Genomic DNA, 19,430 nt, shown 5'->3' with positions numbered 1-19,430 from the left:
TTCGGCAATCAACTACTTTCTCGCCGAGATTGCGTGCATTTGACCGGCTGACCTGTCGTGATCCACGGTGAATCCGACCCGTTGCAACGCTGCGACCTGGCTTGCGGGTGACAGGCGCAGTTTCTTGTAGCTGCTCTTGTAGAGCCTCCATGCCTCACCCTCACGCACATGGATCAGATCGGTGACCACGACATTTTCAGGTTCGTATTCAAGCACGCAAGTCATGAGGCGCTTGTCGTCGGCACGCACCGGAATGAAACGCTCCAGTCCCACCCGTTCCCGGGAAAGATCACGGAAAGTCAGTACCAGGCGCCCGTCCGGCTCCAGGGCATCGTAGGCGTCCCGATAGAGTCTCGATATATCGTCCTGCCGTTCCAGATGTGTCAGCGTGTCTCCCATGCAAACGATGACACTGACCGAGCCGCATTCGACCAGGGTTGGAAAGGCGCGCAGATCGGCAAACACGGGCGTGACCCGATCGTCGTCCACCGCCTTTTCCAATTCCGCGAGAAGATCCCGGCTGCTGTCGATCGCAATGACAGCGCCGTAGCCGAGATTGACGAGCGCCATGGACTGGTATCCCGGTCCACACCCAAGATCGACGGCGATGGCCTTCGGTCCGCAGTTCAAGCCCAGCTCGGCAAGAAGTGCTTTCTGCTCGGCGGCCTTATCGCTGACCGTCGCGCCACTCATCCACGAATAGTGAGCGGCCAGGAGATCATCATAGTGGCGAGTCGCCTGGCTCGCGGGGCGGGCGCCCATATAGTCACAGATTGATTTTGTCATCCTGAAGATCCTGGCAATCTCGACCAGACGATGCGATGCGGCCCCGCGCGAACTGAAGCGCTGCATCGGCGACGCGCCAGCCGAGGTGGCGCGCGGTGGCGAGATCCGCTTCGGGAGGCGCGGCCTCGGGTCCTTGATCCGTATTCGATTGCGCGCCCGCACCTAACCAGAAACCCAGCCGATTGAGATCCTCCGCCGAGCCCGTGGTCGAGTTATTGGCAGGAGGCAGGCCAAGATTGACCCAGTGCATGCCGTGCTGGGCGGCGAACAACGCAAGCTGCACAAGCGTGGACAGTTTGTCTCCGGCGTGCGCGCCGGAATTCGTGAATCCGGCCGCAATCTTGTCCTTCCACAGGAAGCCCCTGAACATGACCGCACTGGAGGTCGCCTCCTGAAAGGCTTTGAATTCCGCCGACACGCCCGCCATATAAGTCGGCGCGCCGAAAATGATTGCGTCGGCAAGTGCGAGTTCGTCCCAGCGCGCTGGCGCGTCCTCGCAAGCGACAAGAAATCCCGTTGCGCCGGCAGCACGGCCGACCCCTTCTTTTACGGCCATCGCCTGCCGTGCGGTATGGCCATAACGGCTATGAAAGACAATCGCTACACTTGCATTCGTCACTGACTTCTCCTGGAAGATCGACATCCCTATCCCGCTTCATCTGGCCAGCCGCGGCACTACAGTTCGACCAGCACCACGCCTTTGAGCCTGCCTGCACACGCCTCCTGCAATGCCGCCGGGGCATTGTCGAGGCCACGGAAGGTCGTGCACGGCAGACAAATCGCACCTGCGTGCCGCCATTCGTCCAGGCGGTCCAGCCATTCGTCGATCACACCGGGATCGTCTTCGCATGCGCTGTAGCCGCGCAGCGTGATGCCCTTGATCGGAAGCCGAAACGTATCGATCTCGGCCGGCGCGATAGAGCTGGCGTGCTCGGCACTCAGTTCCGCGACGAGGGCACCCAGGATGACGAAACGCGCACCCTCTCGCGCCCGCGCCACGGCGGCGCTCAATTGTTCGCCGCCAACCATGTCGACGAAAACATCGATGCCATCGGGCGCGGCGTCGGCCAGTTGCGCGACGAATGGACTACCGTCGCGCACAATCACTGCGTCATAGCCGAGCTCCCGCCTCATCCACGCCGCCTTGTCCGGGCTGCGCGTGCTGCCGATGACTCGCCCCGCACCGAGCCTGCGCGCGATCTGTCCGGCCATCGATCCGATGGCGCCTGCTCCGCTCGATACGAGCACCGTGTCGCCCCGCTTGATCTGTATTCCACGCGTCAGCGCCGCATAGGCGGTCGAGCCATGACCGAGGTAAGCCGCGGCATCGAGGCCTTCGCCGGGCAGCGCCTCGCAGCGATGCGCGTCGACGACCGCATAGTCGCGCCAACCCAGCGGATGCAGGACAATCTCGCCCGCCTGCAGTCCGGATTCCGGCCCTGCGGCAATCACTTCGCCAATTGCCGCGTCCGCCAGGGCGTCGCCGGGCTTGAGGGGCGGAAACGGAATGCCCTTGATTTCTTTCGCGTCGCGGCTGGCCATCAGGCGCGTCGACACCGAGACGCGGAACCACCGGTTGCGTAGCAGCACTTGATGGGGCGCCAAAGGCGGCAACGAAGTCTCGACAATCGAGAAATGAGCCGACTGGAGCTTGCCCTCCGGGTGGGTGGCGAGTTGAACCTGACGTGAAACGCGGGGATGCAAATCCATGGGAGACTCCTTCGATCTGGCGCAGGCAGCATCGCCGAGCGACACGTTTTGCCTGCGAAGGTATAGTGAAATTTTTGCGTGAATCCACAGCCATGGCTACTCGCTTTTCCGCTCCCCCTCCATCGGGCCGCCGAGTCCCCAGGCAGCAGCGTTCGCGCGCCACGGTCGATGCACTCGTCGAGGCTGCTGCTCACGTTCTCGCCGCTCGCGGCTGGGCGAAGTTCACGACCAACGAAGTGGCCCACGTCGCCGGCGCAAGCATTGGATCGTTGTATCAATACTTTCCCGACAAGCTGGCGCTGGCCGAGGCGATCCGTGAGCGTCACCTCAACGCAGTACTGGCCGCGTTGCCGGATCCCGGCGCGTGCGACGACGCCATTCCGCCTGTGACGCGGGCCGCTCGATTGATCGACGGCATCATCGCGATCCATTCGGCGGATCAGAGGGTGCATCGGGTGCTGCTCGAAGAAGTCCCACTCGCGGCGCGTTCAAGCAATGACGCATTCGAGGTGGAATACCTGCGCCGTTACCAGGCGTTGATCCGGCCAGGCGAGCCGCACGCCGCCGACCCGCGGGATACGATTGCCGCCCAGGTGCTCGCCGCGGCCGTGGAAGGCACGGTCCACGCCGCCGCGTCGCGCGGCGCGCTCGCGGTACCCGAGGTGCGGCGGGAACTCAACGGCCTGGTATGCGGCTATCTGCGTGAACGCGGCGCCCGAGCCATCGAGCAATGAGGAACGAGCGCCTCCTGCATTTGCGGGCATTCTTGAATTCGCCGCACGTGGAGAGGGTGCTGTTGGCGACGGAGCGCAGCGTCGTCTGACAGTCGAACATCAACGGCAAGGAGTGGAAGTCGTTTCCGATTCCCTGTCCGCCCGTCGGTCGTTGGCGCTCGGACATCCAGAGGTGCCGGGCACGTCTGCCGCTTCAAATTGAATCGAGAGACCTCGTCACGACGGCCGCGTACCAAGCAGGGTGGAGCGACCGCTTTGGGGAGCGTCGATTGACGCCTTAGGGGTGCGATGAGAGCCGGTCGCGCGTGCGCGAACGGGCCAGGCTGCCCTTGGAAGTTCAACGTCGAATGAACGGCAAAGCAGAGAGTTCAACGTTGAGTAAGCCGCGACTTCAACATTGAACGAGCGCGTTTGCCCGGTAGGCCGTGTATGGCCGGCGCGTCGGAACCAAGTCGAGTGAATCTCGACAGGAAGCATGGGCGAGAAAACACTCCGTGTCATTCTGATCATCCTTTCCTCGAAAAGTATGGGTTCGCCTGTTTGGTCGAGGTAACTCGAAGACAACCCGACAACCCGGCCGATGGCGTGCTTCTCGCATCCCGGCGTCATGTCGCGATCGTTTCGATTCCCCACCCGCTATCTCGCGCACCAGGCGATGGCCTCCGGCCGCCGCAAAACTCCCCGCCTGGATCCGCCCGTTCACGCTCCCCGGCTATTGCATTCCTCGCGCCGCTGATTAGGAAATGAATTTTTATTGGTTCTGCTTGCCCGGCCGCGCTCGCATAGTGGCGCTGACGGCTATAGACAGCACGCAAGCTGCAACGGCCGCATTCCCGGCGTTTTTTGATCATACGAATCAACGAAAACAAGGACGTGTCATGACGGTTGCATTGGAACAACGAACCGCCGCGCAGCAGGCGCTCGAAGACGCGCGCGCGGCGGCAGCAGCGGCCGGAACGCCCTATGCGGGCGGCGTCGCGCCGGAAGCCGCATGGGCGCTGTTCTCCGCCGGCGACGCAGTGCTGGTGGACGTGCGCACCGCCGAGGAACGGAAATTCGTCGGCCACGTGCCGGAGTCGCTGCATGTGCCGTGGGCAACGGGCACGAGCCTGACGCGCAACCCGCGCTTCGTGCGCGAACTGGAAGCGAAGACCGGCAAGGCGGCCGTCGTGTTGCTGCTGTGCCGCAGCGGCAACCGCTCGGCGCAGGCGGCCGAGGCCGCGACGAAGGGGGGCTTTGCGCAGGTATTCAACGTGCTCGAAGGGTTCGAGGGCGACCTCGACGAACGGCAGCATCGCGGCGGCAGCAATGGCTGGCGTTTTCGCGGCCTGCCGTGGGCGCAGGACTGATTCACGGCCGTTACAGGGAGAAAGCAGCATGGCCGCATTCGACATCGACGACATCGTTCAATCGCTGCAGACCGTGCGCCGCGCGTGGCGCGAGAAGCAGCGCCGCTCGCTCGAGCCGGGCGGGCGCGACCTGCCGGCGCGCGAGGCGCTCGCGCAGATCATCGGCGGGCTGAAGGGCGTGCTGTTCCCGATGCGGCTCGGGCCGCCCGACCTGCGCCAGGAGAGCGAGAATTTTCACGTGGCCCATGCGCTCGATGCGGCGTTGAATGCGCTGCTTGCACAGGTGAAGCTGGAATTGCGCTACGCGGCGCGACAGCGCAATGCCGACGTGCTGGCCGATAACGTCGATGACGTCGCGTCGACAGCCGTGCAGGCATTTGCCGCCCGCCTGCCCGAGATTCGCCGGCTGCTCGACAGCGACGTGCTGGCCGCATTCCACGGCGATCCGGCAGCCGGCAGCGTCGACGAGGTGCTGCTGTGCTACCCGGGCATCCTCGCGATGATCCATCACCGGCTCGCGCACGAGCTGTACGGGCTCGGCCTGCCGCTGCTCGCGCGGATCATCGCCGAGCAGGCGCATGCGGAGACGGGCATCGACATTCATCCGGGCGCGCGCATCGGCGCGGGCTTCTTCATCGACCACGGCACGGGCGTCGTGATCGGCGAGACGGCGATCATCGGCGAGCGCGTGCGCGTGTACCAGGCCGTCACGCTCGGCGCGAAACGCTTTCCGCGCGACGCGGCCGGCCATCTGGAGAAGGGCCTGGCGCGCCATCCGATCGTCGAGGACGACGTGGTGATCTATGCGGGCGCAACGATCCTCGGCCGCGTGACGATCGGGCGCGGCGCGGTGATCGGCGGCAACGTGTGGCTCACGCAGGACGTACCGGCCGGCGCGAACATCACGCAGGCCGTGCTGCGCAGCGAAGCGAACGCCGCGCCGCACGCGGCGGCGCGGGTCGCATAGGAGGCCCGATGAGCGACCTCATCCATCACTTCGGCGCCAACGTGCGCAAGCTGCGCGAAGCGCGCACGTGGTCGCAGGAGCAGCTTGCCGAGCATGCGGGGCTGAACCGCTCGTATGTCGGCGAGATCGAGCGCGGCGAGGCGATCGCGTCGATCGTCACCGCCGACAAGATCGCGCGTGCGTTCGACGTGTCGATCTCGACGCTGCTGCCGGGGGCGTACGTTACCTGAGGCTGCCCCGTTCCGTTTCCCTTTCGGTTGCACGCGACATGACGGCTATAGCATGTTGAGCCGGCAGGTGCGTGCTTCCGATAATCGTCGAGCGTCATAAGCAATCCCGTTTTTCATCTAAAGAACCCGGAGCCCCACATGTCGACCGTTGCAAGCGGCACGGCCGCGCTGAGCGATCACGCCGCCCGCCAACTAGCGAACGCTACCAAGACCGTCCCCCAGCTTTCCACGATCACGCCGCGCTGGCTGACCCACCTTCTGCAATGGGTGCCGGTCGAGGCCGGCATCTATCGCCTGAACCAGGTGAAGAACCCGGAAGCCGTGCGCGCCGCGTGCACGCAGCTCGAGGACGAAAGCGTGCTGCCGCAGACCTTCGTGCCGTATGAGGAACAGCCGCGCGAGTATTTCCTGAACGCGGTGAGCACGGTGCTCGACGTGCATACGCGGATCTCCGATCTTTACAGCAGTCCTCATGACCAGATCAAGGAACAGCTGCGCCTGACGATCGAGACGATCAAGGAGCTGCAGGAAAGCCAGCTGATCAACAACCCCGACTACGGGCTGCTGGCAAACGTGACCGACGACCAGCGGATCTTCCCGCTGACGGGCGCGCCGACGCCCGACGATCTCGACGAGCTGCTGACGAAGGTGTGGAAGGAACCCGCGTTCTTCCTCACGCACCCGCTCGCGATCGCTGCGTTCGGCCGCGAATGCACGCGGCGCGGCGTGCCGCCGCCGACGGTCAGCCTGTTCGGCTCGCAGTTCCTCACGTGGCGCGGCATTCCGCTGATCCCGTCGGACAAGGTGCCGGTCGCGGACGGCAAGACCAAGATCCTGCTGCTGCGCGTCGGCGACAAGCGGCAGGGCGTCGTCGGCCTGTATCAGCCGGGCGTCGCGGGCGAGCAGGGCCCGGGCCTGTCGGTGCGCTTCATGGGGATCAACAACCAGGCGATCGCGTCGTACCTGATCTCGCTGTATTGCTCGCTCGCGGTCCATTCGCCGGATGCGCTGGCTGTCCTCGATGATGTCGAAATCGCCAAGTTCCATGACTATCCCGACACCTACCGTTAATCCCGGCCTGGCCGGCGGCGACGCGCACGCGCTGCCGCATGCGCCGCTGCCGGCCGGCTTGCCCGACCCGGCAACGCTTGCGCGGCTCGCGTCCGAGTTCTTCGCGACACCGCCCGGGCAGGCCACCGCGCCCGGGCTGTCGGCGGGCAGCGGTGCGGTTGGCGGCGTGCCGTCGGCATTGCCGGCCGCTGCACCGATCCTCGCGTCGGTGAGCAACCCGGTACCGGGCGGCTCGCCGCTCGCAGGGCCGGGCGGCGCGGGCACCGGCGTGCCCGGTCTCGCGCTCCCGCAAGGGAAAGTGCCCGGCGCGAACCTCGCGCCGTCCGCACCGACGCACGTGCTGTCGCTCGGCAACCGCGCACCCGCGCTCGCGCCGCATGCGGCCGCGCAGAACGGGTTGCCGGACAACGTCGTGTCGATCGCGCCGGCGCTCGAGCCGCGCGTCGGCGGCGCGGCGCTCGGCGTGCCGCAAGCGAATGCGCCGGTGCAGGAAGGCGCGGCGAAAGCATCGCCGTACTACTTCACCGATGGTTCGCTGCAGGGCTGGCAGGCGACGCCGCAGGACATCGTCGTGCCGTCGAACGGCCTCGCATCGCCGGAAGCGTTCGGGTTGCCCGGCGACGACGTGCTGCGCGAGCTGCTCGCCGTGCATCGCGACGTGCCGGTGTCGCGTGCGTCGGGCGCCGACGTGCCGCGCTACTTCATCGACGATGCGCCTGCACCCGAGCCGCAGGGTCAGTGGCATCGCGGCGCGCACCCGCCGTTCGACGTGAACGCGATCCGCCGCGATTTCCCGATCCTGCAGGAGCGCATCAACGGCAAGCAACTCGTGTGGTTCGACAATGCGGCGACGACGCACAAGCCGCAGGCCGTGATCGACCGGCTCGCGTATTTCTATGCGCACGAGAACTCGAACATCCACCGCGCCGCCCATGCGCTGGCCGGTCGCGCGACGGATGCATACGAGCATGCGCGGGACACCGTGCGGCGTTTCATCGGCGCGGCGTCCCCGGATGAAATCGTGTTCGTGCGCGGCACGACCGAGGCGATCAACCTGATCGCGAAGACATGGGGCGTGCAGCACGTCGGCGAAGGCGACGAGATCATCGTGTCGCATCTCGAACATCACGCGAATATCGTGCCGTGGCAGCAGCTTGCCGCGCAGAAGGGGGCGACGCTGCGCGTGATCCCGGTCGACGATTCGGGGCAGGTGCTGCTCGACGAATACCGGAAGCTGCTCAACGACCGCACCAGGATCGTGTCCGTCACGCAGGTGTCGAACGCGCTCGGCACGGTCGTGCCGGTGAAGGAAATCGTCGAGCTTGCGCATCGTGCCGGCGCGAAGGCGCTCGTCGACGGCGCGCAGTCGATCTCGCACATGCGCGTGGACGTGCAGGCGCTCGATGCGGATTTCTTCGTGTTCTCCGGGCACAAGATCTACGGGCCGACCGGGATCGGCGTCGTGTACGGCAAGCGCGCGATCCTCGACGACATGCCGCCGTGGCAGGGTGGCGGCAACATGATCGCGGACGTGACGTTCGAGCGTACGGTGTTCCAGCCGCCGCCGAACCGGTTCGAGGCCGGCACCGGCAACATCGCGGATGCGGTGGGGCTGGGCGCCGCGCTCGACTATGTGAGCCGGGTCGGCATCGAGAACATCGCGCGCTATGAGCACGACCTGCTTGCGTATGCAACGAGCGTGCTCGCGCCGGTGCCGGGCGTGCGGCTCGTCGGCACCGCGCGCGACAAGGCGAGCGTGCTGTCGTTCGTGCTGAAGGGTTACGAGACCGAGGAGGTCGGGCAGGCGCTGAACGAAGAGGGCATCGCGGTGCGCTCGGGGCATCACTGCGCCCAGCCGATCCTGCGGCGTTTCGGCCTGGAGGCAACCGTGCGGCCGTCGCTCGCGTTCTACAACACGTGCGACGAGGTCGATGCGCTGGTGAGCGTCGTGCGGCGTCTCGCGACGCGGCGCTGACGCCATTCGCTTGCGGCGGCCCGCGCGGGTCGCCGCAAGCGTTCGATCGCTACACGCTTCAGAACCGCACGACCTGCTTTTGCTCGACGCTGAAGCCGTCGCGCAGCACGCTCGCCGAATCCGCGAAGTAGCGGCGGGTTTCCGACAGCAGGTCGGTGTTGCCGCGGCGGCAGAACACGACCCCCGACCCTTCTTCGGTGAGCAGTTCGTCGATCAGCGATTCGGGTTGCCCGATATCGGCGAGATGGACGTTCTGCACGCCGTGCGCGAGTGCATCGAGCGCTTCGCGCACGCAGGACGCGGCAGTAGCGGCCGGGTGCTCGGCAAGCCAGTGCTCGAGTTCCGTGATGCCGTAAAGCCCGGCGAGCTCGCCGAGTTCGCGCAGCAGCGTGCTTCCAACCATCATCACCAGCGTGACGGCGCCCGTGCGCTGCGCGAAGAGGCTGCCGAGCCGTTCCGCACGCAGCAGGCGATCGTGGCCTGCGTCGTCCGGGGCGACCGGCATCACGACGGGCACCAGACCGTTTTCGAGAAACGCGTTCAGCGCGGTGCCGTCGAAACGTGCGATTGCGCTCGTGCCGGTGCGGTCAGCATCGGCGCTCGCCACCAGCAGGCCGCCATCGTGACCGTCGATGCCGATTGCCTTGGCGCCGTGACTGCCGATCAGGCGCACCAGCTCATGATTGACGCCGGCCATCGCCGCGTGCACGGCGTGGATCGATTGCGTACCGGCTGCGGCCGGCAAGCTCTGGACGACGATCGGTCGAACGCCGGTGAGCGCGAGCAGCGCGACATCCTGCGCGAACGCCTGGCGGGCGCGCGCATCGCTCGCGGCGCCGCCCTCGACGATGACGACGGTCTGCCCGTGCAGGGCCTGCATGAACGGCAGCGAGCGTGCCAGGCCGGCCACGCGACGCGACGTAGGGGTGGGACTTTCAGGGTCTGGGAACATGGGAGTCCGATTGGATGAAGGGAATGCCTGTCGCCGCACGGTGCGGCATCAATGCATGCGTTGCATCAGCTGGTGAATCTCGTGCGGTGTCTGCGCGTCGCGCGATGCCTGCCGGAACGGGCGTTCGCTGAAACACCGCGCCGCGTCGGCGAGCAGTTCGAGATGCGCGCGGTCGTCTTCTTTCGGGAGGACGAGCACGATGAATTCGCGCACCGGCTTGCGGTCCGGTGCGTTGAAGGTGAACGGATACCGCGTGCGAACGAATAGCGCGACGGCCGAGCGAAGCCCGTCGACACGCGCATGTGGAATTGCGACGCCCTGGCCGAGGCCGGTCGAGCCGAGCTGTTCGCGCTTGACCAGTTCGGTCCTGACCCGTTCGGCGGATACGCCACTGCTGCGCTCGATATATCGCGCGACGAGGTCGAACAACTGGATCGCGCTTTCGACCGGCACGTCGAGCAGGATGTGGTCCGGCGGGCAGGCGGCGGCCAGCCGGGTCGTGTCCGGTGCACCGCTGTGTCGGCGGGGAAGGTCGGGGTGGCCGCCAGAGGCGGCCTGCTGCGTTTGCATGCGGATCTCTCCGTGTCGGGATGACAGGGAAATCCTAGACAAAACCGCGTAAAGAGGGTGTCAGATACGCTGGGGTGCGGCATTAAAATGGTGTATCGATTGCGTCGCGGCTCGCGCGACGCGCTCGATACGCACGCCTTCAGGTGCCCGACAGCACGAACGGCAGCGTCGTCAGCAAAAAGACCGAAATGCCGACGACCGGCGCGCCGAACGCAATCGCCGCGAACGCCACCGCGGCGCTGGTCAGCACGAGCGTTCTCGACACCAGCCGGTGCCGGTCGTGTGCAGCCGCCCTGTCATCGCGGATTGCATCGGTCCGCTCGCCGATCACGTGTTTCCAGAACGTCAGGCCAAGCATGATTGCTCCTGTATGAAAGATGGCCGGAACGGGGCGCGCGATGCGCCCCACATGCGTATCAGCAGCGCTTGAGCTTGAGCACGCGCGAGATCTGCCCGGGCGTGAAGCTGCTGTTGCGCACGTAAGGCGCGCAGTCGAGCGGCGCGGTGAGCGATTCGCTGACGACGTACTGGCCGACGAAGCGGTATGCGTCTGTCGCCATGCGGATGAACACCGGAATCGCATCGCGTTGCGCGGCGAGCGTCCTGCCGGCCGCTCGCGCGGACGCGCTGCCGTCGCAGAGGATCACGTCGGGCGCGTGCGGGTTGAGGTCCGTGCGCAGGCAGGCGGCCACGACCTTGCCGTTCTTCGTCGGCAGGAACGCCTGCTTGCTGCCGCCACAGGCGGTGTGGATGAATTCGCGGGTGTACTGCTTGTCGATCTCGAACATGATCGGGCTCCGGTATCGGAAACTTCCGTTGATTGAATCAGGTATGCGAATCAATGAGGCTGGATCGACAGGTCGGATGCGGGCATGCCGATCGATCGTTGCCGCGGCGGCGGATCGATGGCGCGTCGTGACGGGAATGTCCGCGCGAACACGCTTGCGTCGCGCGAGGCGCGGCTAACGCATCGACGTCGTGTTCAAGCGTGCACGGGAATGACTACGGCGCGCACCGTCCGCCTGCTGGCAGGACGGTGGCTCGGGAAGAGAGAGACGCAGGCGTCCTGCCTGTCAGGCAGAAAAGCAACTCGGAGGGCGAGGACTTCGGATGCGCATGTGCGTGCTCGGTGAGGGATGGGTTGCGAACACATTCTAGTGAACGCATGCGCGGGCGCAAGTAAAAAGGTCGTAAAGGTTTCGGGGGCCATGCGGGATGGCGCCGCGTGTGACGTGCGCTGCCAGAGGTTGACGATGCGCTGGCCCGGGCGGGCGACGCCCGTCAGGAGGACGCCGGCGAGTGGAAGCAAGGGGGTGAGGGTGGTCGACGCGGGATGGACGTAACGGCAGACCGGGTTTAAAAAAAACGCGTGACGACTTTCATCGCCACGCGCCGCGGGAGTCCATGAGAACGCGCGCATGCCGGCGAACCGGCACACGCGCCGCACCGTCAGAAATCGAACCCCGGCCCGCCCGCACCCGGGCCGCCTGGCGCCGCCGCCGGCGCCGCGTCCTTCGGCGCTTCGAACACGGTCGCATCGGTCGTCAGCAACAGCCCCGCGACCGACGCCGCGTTCTGCAGCGCCGTACGCGTGACCTTGGTCGGATCGAGCACGCCCGATTCGACGAGGTCGCCGTATTCGCCCGTCTGCGCGTTGTAGCCGAAGTTGCCCGAGCCTTCGGCGACTTTCGCGACGACGACGCTCGCTTCCTCGCCCGCGTTCGTGACGATCTGGCGCAGCGGCTCCTCGAGCGCGCGCAGCACGATCTTGATGCCCGCGTTCTGGTCGGCGTTCACGCCGTGCAACTCGCGAATCGCCTGCCGCACGCGGATCAGCGCGACGCCGCCGCCCGGCACGATACCTTCCTCGACCGCCGCGCGCGTCGCGTGCAGCGCGTCGTCGACGCGATCCTTCTTTTCCTTCACCTCGATCTCGGTGGCGCCCCCGACCTTGATCACCGCCACGCCGCCCGCGAGCTTCGCGACGCGCTCCTGCAGCTTTTCACGGTCGTAGTCCGACGTGGCTTCGTCGATCTGCACGCGGATCTGCTTCACGCGCGCTTCGATGTTCTTCGCATCGCCCGCGCCGTCGATCACGGTCGTGTTTTCCTTGCCGACCTCGATGCGCTTCGCCTGGCCGAGTTCGGCCAGCGTCGCTTTCTCGAGCGTGAGGCCCGTTTCCTCGGCGATAACCTGCCCGCCCGTGAGGATCGCGATGTCCTCGAGCAGCGCCTTGCGGCGGTCGCCGAAGCCCGGCGCCTTCACGGCCACCGTCTTCAGGATCCCGCGGATGTTGTTCACGACCAGCGTCGCGAGCGCTTCGCCTTCGACATCCTCCGCGATGATCAGCAGCGGACGGCCCGACTTCGCGACCTGTTCGAGCACCGGCAGCAGGTCGCGGATGTTCGAGATCTTCTTGTCGTGCAGCAGGATGTACGGGCTTTCGATCTCGGCGATCTGCTTGTCGGGATTGTTGATGAAGTACGGCGACAGGTAGCCGCGATCGAATTGCAGCCCCTCGACCACGTCGAGTTCATCCGCGAGCGATTTGCCGTCCTCGACGGTGATCACGCCTTCCTTGCCGACGCGGTCGATCGCTTCCGCGATGCGCTGGCCGATCGATTCCTCGCCGTTCGCGGAGATCGTCGCGACCTGCGCGATTTCCTTGCTCGTGGTGGTCGGCCGGCTGATCTTCTTCAGTTCGTCGACGGCCGCCGCGACGGCCTTGTCGATGCCGCGCTTCAGGTCGAGCGGATTGAGCCCGGCCGCGACGTATTTCTGGCCTTCGCGGACGATCGCCTGGGCGAGCACGGTGGCCGTCGTGGTGCCGTCGCCGGCTGCGTCGCTGGTGCGCGAGGCGACTTCCTTCACGAGCTGGGCGCCGATGTTCTGCAGCTTGTCCGCGAGTTCGATTTCCTTCGCGACCGACACGCCGTCCTTCGTGACGACGGGGGCGCCGAAGCTGCGTTCGAGCACGACGTTGCGGCCCTTCGGCCCGAGCGTGACCTTCACCGCGTTGGCGAGAATGTTCACGCCTTCCGTCAGCCTGGCCCGTGCGACGTCGCTGAAAATGATTTCCTTCGCTGCCATGATTGCGCTCCGTTAGTGATTGACGACCGCGACGATGTCTTCCTCGCGCAGCACGAGAAACTCGGTGCCGTCCAGCTTGACGGCCTGACCCGCGTACTTGCCGAACAGCACGCGCTCGCCGACCTGCAGGTCGGGCACGATGCGCTGGCCGTCCGCATCCTTGCGGCCGGGGCCGACGGCGATCACTTCGCCCTGATCGGGCTTCTCCGCGGCGCTGTCGGGGATCACGATGCCCGACGCGGTGGTGGTTTCCTGGTCGAGTCGCTTCACGATCACGCGATCGTGCAAGGGGCGTAGGCTCATTTGTTCGTCCTGTGCTGATCTGTCGAAATTGGCTGGCACTCTTTAACAGAGAGTGCTGACGAGTATAAAAATGCGCGGCGCCGCGATCCAATAACGGATTCGGAAATGCATTCGCGCGGATGCGCTATGGACGGGAGACGGGCGGGGCTGCCGTCAGATCAGCAGCGATACCGTCCTGAACAGCGCGAGATCCTCCTTGCGCGCGGATCGCGCATGTCGGCGGATCACGTGCAGCAGGCAGTCGATGAAGCAGCGTGCCGCGTCGCTCAGCGTGCTGCTGCGACGTGTGACGATCCCGAGGTCGCGCGGCTCGAACGTCTCCTGCAACTGCAACGCACGCATCCGGTCGCCGAACGGCGGCACGGCGGCGAGAATCGTCGGGCACCACGTGCACATGTCGGCCTGCTCGAGCATCGTCTGCAGCATCGCGACCGATTGCGCGCGCACGATGCGCCGCTCGTCGATCTGCGCGCCGTGGCGCGTGAACAGGTAATCGACGAGTGCGGCCTGCCCGTCGGCCGCGAAATTCAGCACCCAGTCCTGGTCGAGCAGGTCGTGAATCGAGCGCACGCGTTCGCACGGATGGCCGGCCCGCACCATGACCGAGGTTTCGTAGCGCAGCATCGGCTCGAACGCGAATTCCTGCGTGCCGCCCGGCTGGACGTGGCCGAGCGCGAAGTCCATGCCGCCGTCGCGCAACAGCGGCTGTGCGACGGCCATCAGCGCTTCGTAGAGTTCGAGGCGCACGTCGGGCATCTGCTGGCGAAACCGCAGCACGGCTTCCGCGAGGAACGTCACCGTGAGCCACGGCGTCACGCCGATGCTCAGCCGGCCCTCGACGCGGCCGCGCATGCGTTCGAGATCGCTTTGCGCGTGTTCGAGCTGCTTCAGCACGAGTTTCGCGTGCGTGAGCAGCGTCTTGCCGTATTCGGTGAAGCCGATGCCTTCCGGCGCGCGCACGAGCAGCGGCAGCCGCTCACTCGCCTCCAGCTCGCGCAGCGCGCGCGTGACGGCCGCCTGCGACAACCCGAGCGAACGCGCCGCGCCGCGGATGCTCCCGGCCTCCGCGCTCGCGACGAGCGCCTGCAACTGATGCAGCTTGATCGTGCTCATGGTGCGATACCCGACAACGAAAGGTTTTCATCATAACGAAACCGCGGCTGTTCGCCGGGATTTTCGCTGCATACGATTCGGCCACGATCGGTCATCCGGGCGATCGACCCGCGGAACGAATCGAGGAGAATCGGGGTTGGACCACGAACATATTCCACCGGAAATGGCGGCCATCGAGACGGAGATGATTGCGCTGCGCCACCGGCTGCACGCGCATCCCGAACTCGGCTTCGAGGAACACGCGACCAGCGATCTGGTTGCCGATTGCCTGACAACGTGGGGTTATCGGGTGACGCGCGGGCTTGGCGGCACGGGCGTGGTCGGGACGCTGACGCGCGGCACCGGGAAACGGCTCGGGCTGCGCGCGGACATGGACGCGCTGCCGATCCGCGAGACCACCGGGCTGCCGCATGCGAGCCGGTGCGACGGCGTGATGCACGCGTGCGGCCACGACGGTCATACGGCGATGCTGCTCGCGGCGGCCCGCTGTCTGGCGGAACGCGCGCGCTTCGCGGGCACGCTGAACGTGATTTTCCAGCCGGCCGAAGAAGGGCTCGGCGGCGCGAGGCGGATGATCGACGACGGCCTGTTCACACAGTTTCCGTGCGACGCCGTGTTCGCGATGCATAACGTGCCGGGCCTGCCCGCCGGCGTGCTCGGTTTCTGCGACGGCGCGGCGATGGCGTCGGCCGACGAGGTGCGCGTGCGCGTGATCGGGCGCGGCGGGCATGGCGCCGCGCCGCACACGACGATCGATCCGGTGGTGGTGTGTGCGTCGATCGTGATGGCGTTGCAGACGGTGGTGTCGCGCAACGTGAATCCGCAGGAACTGGCGATCGTCTCGGCCGGCTCGATCCATGCGGGCACCGCGTCGAACGTGATTCCGCCGCATGCGGAACTCGAACTCAGCGTGCGCGCGTTGTCGCCGGACGTGCGCGCGCTGCTCGAGCGGCGTGTCCGCGCGATCGTGCACGGACAGGCCGCGAGCTACGGCGCGACGGCCGAGATCGACTATCGATACGGTTATCCGGTGCTCGTCAATCATGCGGCGGAAACGGCCTTTGCGCGCGACGTGGCCCGCGAGTGGGGCGGCGACGCGGCGCTGATTCCGCATTTGCGGCCGATCGCGGCGAGCGAGGACTTCGCGTTCATGCTCGAGGTTTGCCCGGGCAGCTACCTGTCGATCGGCAACGGCGACGGTGCCGCCGGATGCGGGCTGCATCACCCGGGTTACGACTTCAACGATGCGTGCCTCGCGACCGGCGCGAGCTACTGGGTCGCGCTCGCGGAGCGGTACCTCGCGTGATGCGGTCGCAAGATTTCGGTTCACGAATCACGATTTACACAAGGAGACTGGCAATGAAACAGTGGATGGTGGCGCTCGCGGTGGCGCTGGCGGCAGGGACAGCACATGCCGGCGACTGGACGGGCAAGGAGATCCGCCTCGCGGTCGATCCGACTTACCCACCGCTCGAATACAAGCTGCCCGACGGCACGCTGACGGGCTTCGGGATCGACATCACGAACGCGTTGTGTGCGGAACTGCACGCGCGCTGCGTGTGGGTCGAGTCGAGCTTCGACGGGATGATTCCGGGGCTGCTCGCGCGCAAGTTCGACGTGATCGCGTCGTCGATGACGATCACGCCGAAGCGAATGCAGCAGATCGCGTTCACGAACCGGATCTCGAACGCACCGGCGCGACTGGTCGTGCACAAGGGGTCGCCGCTGCTGCCGAGCGCCGAGTCGCTGAAGGGCAAGCGCGTGGGGGTCGAGCAGGGTTCCGCACAGGCCGACTACGCGATTGCAAACTGGCAGCCGGCCGGCGTGCAGGTCGTGTCGTACCAGAACCAGGACCAGGTGTACGCCGATCTCGTGACGGGGCGGCTCGACGCGGCGTTCCAGGCATCGATCGCGGCCAGCGACGGGTTCCTGAAGAAGCCGCAGGGCAAGGATTTCATGTTCGCGGGCGCGCCGATCGACGACGCGAAATACTTCGGGCAAGGCGACGGCCTCGGGTTGCGCAAGCAGGACAACGACCTGCGCGATGCGTTCAACCACGCGCTCGCAGTGATTCTCGCGAACGGCACGTACCAGCGGATCAATCGCAAGTATTTCGACTTCGATATCTACGGCGCGAAGTAAGCGGCAGCGCACGGAACGTGCGCGGTCGAACCAAAATAAATAAGGAATACGGATGAACTGGAGATCGGTTTTTGTCGCGATTCCGGCGCTGTGCGCAGCGCCCGCGTTCGCACAAGGCAGTGTCACGCTTTACGGCCTCGTCGATGCAGGCATCGACTATACGAACAACGTCGGTGGCCATGGGGCGTGGCAGATGGCGAGCGGCTTCGCACAGGGCAGCCGCTGGGGGCTGAAGGGGACCGAGGATCTGGGCGGCGGCTACAGCGCGCTGTTCCAGATCGAGAACGGCTTCAACGTGAACAATGGCACGCTCGCGCAGGGCGGCAGCATGTTCGGGCGTCAGGCCTACGTCGGGCTCGGCAGCACGCGCTTCGGCACGCTGACGCTCGGCCGGCAATACGATTCGGTCGTCGACTATCTCGCGCCGACGACCGCGAACGGGAGCTGGGGCGTCTATCCGTTCTCGCACCCGCTCGACAACGACAATACCGGCAATACGTTTCGCGTGAACAACACGGTCAAGTACGCGAGCCCGGATTTCTCGGGCTTCTCGTTCGGCGGCACCTACAGCTTCAGCAACGACACGGGTTTTGCGAACAACCGCGTATGGAGCGTCGGCGCGCAGTACGAGCGGGGCGGCCTGCTCGTCGGCGCGGCGTTCCTGAACGCGGACAACCCCGGCGCGACGTCGGGCGGTGCGATCGCCGGTTCGGGATCGGTCGGCGCCGATGCGAACTTCGCTGCGGCGCGGCTGCGGATCTTCGGTGCGGGCATCAACTACACGGCGGGGCCCGCGACGGTCGGGTTCGCGTACACGAACAGCAACGTCACGCGGCCGACCGCGAACGTCGGCTACCTGTTCGGCGACGAAACGATCGAACCGGTGACCGGCCCGCTCGCGGGAGGCACGGTGTCGTCGATCAAGTACCAGAACTTCGAAATAGACGGCAAATACCAGTTCACGCCGGCGTTGTTCGTCGGTGCGCAGTACGTGTACACGACGGTGCGTTATGACGCGACGACGGGCAGCGCGAAGCCGAAGATCCATTCGCTCGGGCTGATGGCCGACTACACCCTGTCTAAGCGCACGGACGTGTACCTGATGGGCGCGTACCAGCGGATCGCGGGCGATGCGACGGGCTCGTCGCTCGACCAGGCCTATGTTCCCGGCGCAGCGGATCTGTCGTCGACCTCGAAGCAGTTGATGGTTCACGCGGGGATCCGTCACAAGTTCTGACGGGGCGATGACGGAAGAGGCGGCGGGCCGAACGGCCCGTCGCCTCGATGCGCTTACTGCGCGACGCGAATCACGACCTTCCCGAAGTGTTGCCCCGACTGCAGGTACGCATAGGCCTGCGGCGCTTCGTCGAAGCCGAACACGCGATCGACCACCGGCTTGATCTGCTTCGCGTCGACGAGCCGCACGACGTCATCGAGCATCGCGCGGCTGCCGACCATGATCCCGTGCAGCTGCCGGATCCCGCCGATCAGAGACAGCAGCCCGAGTTCGGGGCCGGCGAAGCTGCTGAGGCCGCCGATCACCGACACGATGCCGCCCATCTTCGTCGCGGCGACCGAGCGCAGCAGCGTATCCTTGCCGCCGACTTCGACGACCCGATCCGCGCCCGCGCCGCCGGTGAGCCGCAGGACTTCGTCCTGCCATTCGGGCATCGCACGATAGTTGATGGTTGCGTTGGCACCGAGTGCGCGCGCGCGTTCGAGCTTCGCATCGCTCGACGATGTGACGATCGTGCGCAGCCGCGCCGCATGCGCGAGCTGCAACGCGACGATCGACACACCGCCCGTGCCGAGCAGCACGACGGTCGCGCCGGGCCTCAAGCCGCCGTCGGCGAACAGCGCGTTCCACGCCGTGATGCCCGCGCACGACAGCGTCGCCGCCTCGTCGTAGTTCAGATGGGCGGGAATCGCGACCAGCGCGGCTTCGTCGGACACGAAGTGTTCGGCCAGCACGCCGTCGAATTGCGCGCCGGGCGACCCGGAGACTTTCCGCGGCGTGGGCGGCCCGTCGGTCCAGTGCGGGAAGTACGTGTTGATCACGCGATCGCCCGGCTTGAAGCGCGTGACGTCGCGGCCGGTTTCGATGACTTCGCCGGCGCCGTCGGCAACCGGAATCAGCGCGTCCGTGCCGATGCCGAGGTAGTCGCCGCGCGCGAACATCAGGTCGCGGTAGTTCAGTCCGGCGGAGTGGATCTTCACGACGACGTCGGTCGGCCCGACCGCGCGGCGTGTCGCGTCGATGCGCCGAAGCCCGGCCACGCCGTCGCCCGGTTTCACTTGCCATGCGTGCATGTCGACTCCTTTTCGATATTTCGAGATAGAGCGGACTATCATAGTGTTGCGCATGGGGACGCATTGGCGAGAATTTTGCCGATGCGTGTCGCCCTTGCGGCAACAATCATGTGACCCAACCGGAGCGG

General features: G+C 66.1%; 20 protein-coding genes. 9 read left to right on the top strand and 11 right to left on the bottom strand.

What is annotated here, in order from left to right:
- Positions 1–12 precede the first annotated feature (12 nt).
- From HWX36_RS21235 to HWX36_RS21225, 3 genes are read right to left on the bottom strand one after another with little or no spacing between them, the layout of a single operon-like run.
- The gene (locus HWX36_RS21235) at positions 13–786 is read right to left on the bottom strand and encodes a class I SAM-dependent methyltransferase (RefSeq protein ID WP_175954408.1); all 774 of its coding nucleotides are present in this window, start codon (positions 784–786) and stop codon (positions 13–15) included.
- Complete coding sequence (locus tag HWX36_RS21230) at positions 767–1,429, bottom strand: flavodoxin family protein (RefSeq protein ID WP_175954405.1); 663 nt, start codon at positions 1,427–1,429, stop codon at positions 767–769. Before HWX36_RS21230 ends, HWX36_RS21235 begins: the two co-directional genes overlap by 20 nt.
- Positions 1,430–1,461: 32 nt before the next feature.
- A complete protein-coding gene (locus HWX36_RS21225; protein WP_175954403.1) occupies positions 1,462–2,496 on the bottom strand; it encodes an NADP-dependent oxidoreductase in 1,035 nt (344 codons plus the stop codon).
- Between the two features lie 92 nt (positions 2,497–2,588).
- Here HWX36_RS21225 and HWX36_RS21220 point away from each other — a divergent pair, with 92 nt between their 5' ends.
- From HWX36_RS21220 to HWX36_RS21195, 6 genes are all read left to right on the top strand, one after another.
- The gene (locus HWX36_RS21220; RefSeq protein WP_175954401.1) at positions 2,589–3,230 is read left to right on the top strand and encodes a TetR/AcrR family transcriptional regulator; all 642 of its coding nucleotides are present in this window, start codon (positions 2,589–2,591) and stop codon (positions 3,228–3,230) included.
- Positions 3,231–4,108: 878 nt separating this feature from the next.
- Positions 4,109–4,579, top strand: coding sequence for a rhodanese-like domain-containing protein (locus HWX36_RS21215; RefSeq protein WP_175954399.1), 471 nt, complete (start codon positions 4,109–4,111; stop codon positions 4,577–4,579).
- 28 nt (positions 4,580–4,607) lie between these two features.
- Positions 4,608–5,546, top strand: coding sequence for a serine O-acetyltransferase EpsC (epsC, locus tag HWX36_RS21210; protein WP_175954397.1), 939 nt, complete (start codon positions 4,608–4,610; stop codon positions 5,544–5,546).
- An 8-nt stretch (positions 5,547–5,554) separates the two neighbouring features.
- A complete protein-coding gene (locus tag HWX36_RS21205) occupies positions 5,555–5,776 on the top strand; it encodes a helix-turn-helix transcriptional regulator (protein WP_011356215.1) in 222 nt (73 codons plus the stop codon).
- Positions 5,777–5,914: 138 nt separating this feature from the next.
- Positions 5,915–6,847 carry a family 2A encapsulin nanocompartment shell protein gene (locus HWX36_RS21200; RefSeq protein WP_021156739.1) on the top strand — a complete coding sequence of 311 codons (933 nt, stop codon included), beginning with the start codon at positions 5,915–5,917 and terminating at the stop codon, positions 6,845–6,847.
- Positions 6,822–8,822, top strand: coding sequence for a family 2A encapsulin nanocompartment cargo protein cysteine desulfurase (locus HWX36_RS21195; protein WP_175954395.1), 2,001 nt, complete (start codon positions 6,822–6,824; stop codon positions 8,820–8,822). Before HWX36_RS21200 ends, HWX36_RS21195 begins: the two co-directional genes overlap by 26 nt.
- A 58-nt stretch (positions 8,823–8,880) precedes the next feature.
- On the opposite strand, the gene HWX36_RS21190 is transcribed toward HWX36_RS21195, so the two are convergent.
- The 7 genes from HWX36_RS21190 to HWX36_RS21160 all read right to left on the bottom strand — a co-directional run bounded on the left by HWX36_RS21190 (position 8,881) and on the right by HWX36_RS21160 (position 14,850).
- Positions 8,881–9,774 carry an acetylglutamate kinase gene (locus HWX36_RS21190; protein WP_175954393.1) on the bottom strand — a complete coding sequence of 298 codons (894 nt, stop codon included), beginning with the start codon at positions 9,772–9,774 and terminating at the stop codon, positions 8,881–8,883.
- 48 nt (positions 9,775–9,822) lie between these two features.
- Positions 9,823–10,344 (bottom strand): PTS sugar transporter subunit IIA, encoded by a 522-nt coding sequence (locus HWX36_RS21185; RefSeq protein ID WP_175954392.1) that lies wholly within the window; start codon positions 10,342–10,344, stop codon positions 9,823–9,825.
- A 139-nt stretch (positions 10,345–10,483) separates the two neighbouring features.
- Positions 10,484–10,702, bottom strand: coding sequence for a hypothetical protein (locus HWX36_RS21180; RefSeq protein ID WP_244136479.1), 219 nt, complete (start codon positions 10,700–10,702; stop codon positions 10,484–10,486).
- A 58-nt stretch (positions 10,703–10,760) separates the two neighbouring features.
- Positions 10,761–11,132, bottom strand: coding sequence for a DUF6697 family protein (locus tag HWX36_RS21175; RefSeq protein ID WP_039354345.1), 372 nt, complete (start codon positions 11,130–11,132; stop codon positions 10,761–10,763).
- A 661-nt stretch (positions 11,133–11,793) separates the two neighbouring features.
- Entirely contained in the window at positions 11,794–13,434 is a 1,641-nt protein-coding gene (groL, locus tag HWX36_RS21170; protein ID WP_175954390.1) for a chaperonin GroEL, read from the bottom strand.
- A 12-nt stretch (positions 13,435–13,446) separates the two neighbouring features.
- On the bottom strand, positions 13,447–13,737 hold the full coding sequence (gene groES, locus HWX36_RS21165) for a co-chaperone GroES (RefSeq protein WP_175954388.1): 291 nt from the start codon (positions 13,735–13,737) through the stop codon (positions 13,447–13,449).
- A gap of 153 nt (positions 13,738–13,890) precedes the next feature.
- On the bottom strand, positions 13,891–14,850 hold the full coding sequence (locus HWX36_RS21160; RefSeq protein ID WP_175954387.1) for a LysR substrate-binding domain-containing protein: 960 nt from the start codon (positions 14,848–14,850) through the stop codon (positions 13,891–13,893).
- 136 nt (positions 14,851–14,986) lie between these two features.
- On the opposite strand from HWX36_RS21160, the gene HWX36_RS21155 reads away from it, so the two are divergent.
- The 3 genes from HWX36_RS21155 to HWX36_RS21145 are packed head-to-tail and all read left to right on the top strand — an operon-like array spanning position 14,987 to position 18,229.
- On the top strand, positions 14,987–16,156 hold the full coding sequence (locus HWX36_RS21155; protein ID WP_175954385.1) for a M20 aminoacylase family protein: 1,170 nt from the start codon (positions 14,987–14,989) through the stop codon (positions 16,154–16,156).
- 53 nt (positions 16,157–16,209) lie between these two features.
- Entirely contained in the window at positions 16,210–16,992 is a 783-nt protein-coding gene (locus HWX36_RS21150; protein ID WP_175954383.1) for an ABC transporter substrate-binding protein, read from the top strand.
- 52 nt (positions 16,993–17,044) lie between these two features.
- Positions 17,045–18,229: a porin gene (locus HWX36_RS21145; RefSeq protein ID WP_175954381.1), complete on the top strand. Its 1,185-nt coding sequence runs from the start codon at positions 17,045–17,047 to the stop codon at positions 18,227–18,229.
- Between the two features lie 53 nt (positions 18,230–18,282).
- On the opposite strand, the gene HWX36_RS21140 is transcribed toward HWX36_RS21145, so the two are convergent.
- Positions 18,283–19,302 (bottom strand): NAD(P)-dependent alcohol dehydrogenase, encoded by a 1,020-nt coding sequence (locus HWX36_RS21140; RefSeq protein ID WP_175954379.1) that lies wholly within the window; start codon positions 19,300–19,302, stop codon positions 18,283–18,285.
- Between the last annotated feature and the right edge of the window lie 128 nt (positions 19,303–19,430).

The sequence above is a fragment of the Burkholderia sp. BCC0405 genome (assembly GCF_902833075.1).
GTDB lineage: Bacteria > Pseudomonadota > Gammaproteobacteria > Burkholderiales > Burkholderiaceae > Burkholderia.
This window is presented reverse-complemented; position numbering and strand designations above follow the sequence as displayed.